Genomic DNA, 2153 nt, shown 5'->3' with positions numbered 1-2153 from the left:
TGAGCGCCGGGTTGTTGCTCAAACTTGGGAAAGCGTTCGTATGCTGCTGAAAGATGACAATATGGGTTTTTCATTCCATGTTACGACCATTTTTAAAGGCGGCGAGACCCATATTCACTATCAAAACCATTTGGAATCCGTGTATTGCATGTCAGGTGAAGGGGAAATCGAAGTGATAGGAGGGAAAACTTACCCGATAAAGCCCGGCACTTTGTACATCCTTGATCAACATGACGAGCACTATTTAAGAGCTTATTCTGGTGCAGATATGGTTATGGCATGTGTTTTTAACCCGCCACTGACAGGAACTGAAACGCATGATGAAAAAGGTGTTTACCCAATCATTGAGTAATCACTCGCGACGATTCACTGCATTCAATTTAAAAGAAAAGGAGATCCCATGTCTTACACCGTAGAAAAAATCGGTGGAACATCAATGAGCGCTTTTGATGCTGTGCTCGACAATATTTTACTAAGGCCTCATCACCCTTATGATCGAGTGTTTGTGGTATCAGCGTATGCAACCATTACCGATGCCCTACTGGAATGCAAACGCACTGGCAAGCCCGGTATTTACCAGATGATCGCGAAACATGATACGCAATGGCAAGAAGCCATGTACCAACTTGAGCAACGTATGTTGCTGATTAATGAGCATTTGTTCGCCGATCCGATGAGTCGTATTCGCGCGGATAAATTTATTCGTTCGCGGATCTCAGAAGCAGTCAACTGCATTAATAATATTCTAGAAACGTGTCAATACGGGCAGTTTTCATTGCGTCAGTATTTGCCTCAGGTGCGAGAATTTTTATCTTCAATAGGCGAGGCTCATAGTGCCTATAACACCAGTTTGAAGCTAAAAACTCTTGGGATTAATGCATGCTTCATTGATCTCTCTGGGTGGAATAATGGGCAAGCAGGAAGCTTAGATGAGGTGATTTTGGCTGCCTTCGAAGACATTGATGTAGCAACGCAATTGCCAATCGTGACTGGCTACGCCTATTGTAATGAAGGATTAATGAAAACCTATGATCGTGGCTATAGTGAAATGACCTTTAGCCGCATTGCTGCATTAACCAACGCAACGCAAGCGATCATCCATAAAGAGTATCACTTAAGCTCCGCAGACCCGAGAATTGTAGGCGCCGATAAGGTTAGCCCGATGGGATTGACGAACTTTGACGTAGCAGACCAACTGGCTAATTTAGGTATGGAAGCGATTCATCCGAATGCGGCAGCTGGGCTGCGTCAGCAGGGGATTGAGCTCAGAATCAAAAATACGTTCGAACCAAAGCATAAAGGTACTCTCATTTCCAATGTTCATAAGCCTCAGAACAATAAGGTAGAGATTATTGCGGGTAAGGACAAAGTGTTCGCCTTGCATATTTTTGACCAAAGTATGGTCGGGAAAATTGATAATGCCAGTTATGAATTGATGGAAGTGATCGCCGAAGCTAAGGTACATCTCGTTGGTAAAGAGATGAATGCAAACTCGATGACGTATTACCTCAGTGGCAGCAGCGATAACTTAAACCACGTGTTGTACAAAATAGAGAAGCGCTACCCGAATGCATCCGTATCAGGAAAAATGGTCGCCCTCATTTCTGCAATCGGTGCATCAATGAACACCAACAACGCATTAACGCAAGGCATGCAAGCGTTAGTTAACGCAAAAATTAGCCCTATTGCCGCTCACTCGTCGATGCGTAATGTCAATGTACAATTCGTCGTAGAAGACAACGATTACAATCGCGCGATTTGTGTTTTACATGATGTGTTGATTGCGAAACCGCTATCTTCAAGAAAGGCAGCCTAACAAAGATGAAGTAAGGTTACTTTAGTAACCTTACTTCATCTGAATTATTGAATAGGTGAAGATAACTCAATGTTGTCAGTTAGAATGACCTCTGGTGCTGCGAGTGAGTTAAAAAATCCAACATTTTTTGGTAGCTGATATATATTGTTTTTTATGACGGAAAATATAAATTTCTTCTCACCGTTAGTTAGCATATTTATTATATTATAATATTTATTATTTGAACCATAGACTGACATATCTACATTTACAAAAGTGTTTAGTGCTATTAATATACCAGATACATATTTACTATCAACTAATTCCCCTGGAATGTCTGAAACAATTCTAATTCCAC

General features: G+C 41.5%; 2 protein-coding genes and 1 pseudogene. 2 read left to right on the top strand and 1 reads right to left on the bottom strand.

From position 1 onward, the window contains the following. Together AACQ17_RS09055 and AACQ17_RS09050 are read left to right on the top strand one after the other, a co-directional pair. Window positions 1-352 (top strand): ectoine synthase (locus tag AACQ17_RS09055; protein ID WP_094167642.1); only part of this gene is annotated, 352 nt, incomplete at its 5' end. A gap of 48 nt (window positions 353-400) precedes the next feature. Further along, window positions 401-1816 carry an aspartate kinase gene (locus AACQ17_RS09050; RefSeq protein WP_094146878.1) on the top strand — a complete coding sequence of 472 codons (1416 nt, stop codon included), beginning with the start codon at window positions 401-403 and terminating at the stop codon, window positions 1814-1816. A 44-nt stretch (window positions 1817-1860) separates the two neighbouring features. Here the strand turns inward: AACQ17_RS09050 and AACQ17_RS09045 are convergent. Beyond that, window positions 1861-2153: pseudogene (locus tag AACQ17_RS09045) on the bottom strand (right-handed parallel beta-helix repeat-containing protein); the annotation flags it as partial.

Origin of the sequence: Vibrio sp. V10_P2A27P122, from assembly GCF_963874335.1 — a bacterium.
Lineage (GTDB): Bacteria > Pseudomonadota > Gammaproteobacteria > Enterobacterales > Vibrionaceae > Vibrio > Vibrio anguillarum.
Note: the sequence above shows the minus strand (reverse complement) of the source record. Positions and strands in the feature narration are given on the sequence as shown.

Coding starts and splice junctions, on each gene's coding strand:
- AACQ17_RS09050 (WP_094146878.1), top strand. CDS start 401: ATGTCTTACACCGTAGAAAAAATCGGTGGAACATCAATGAGCGCTTTT.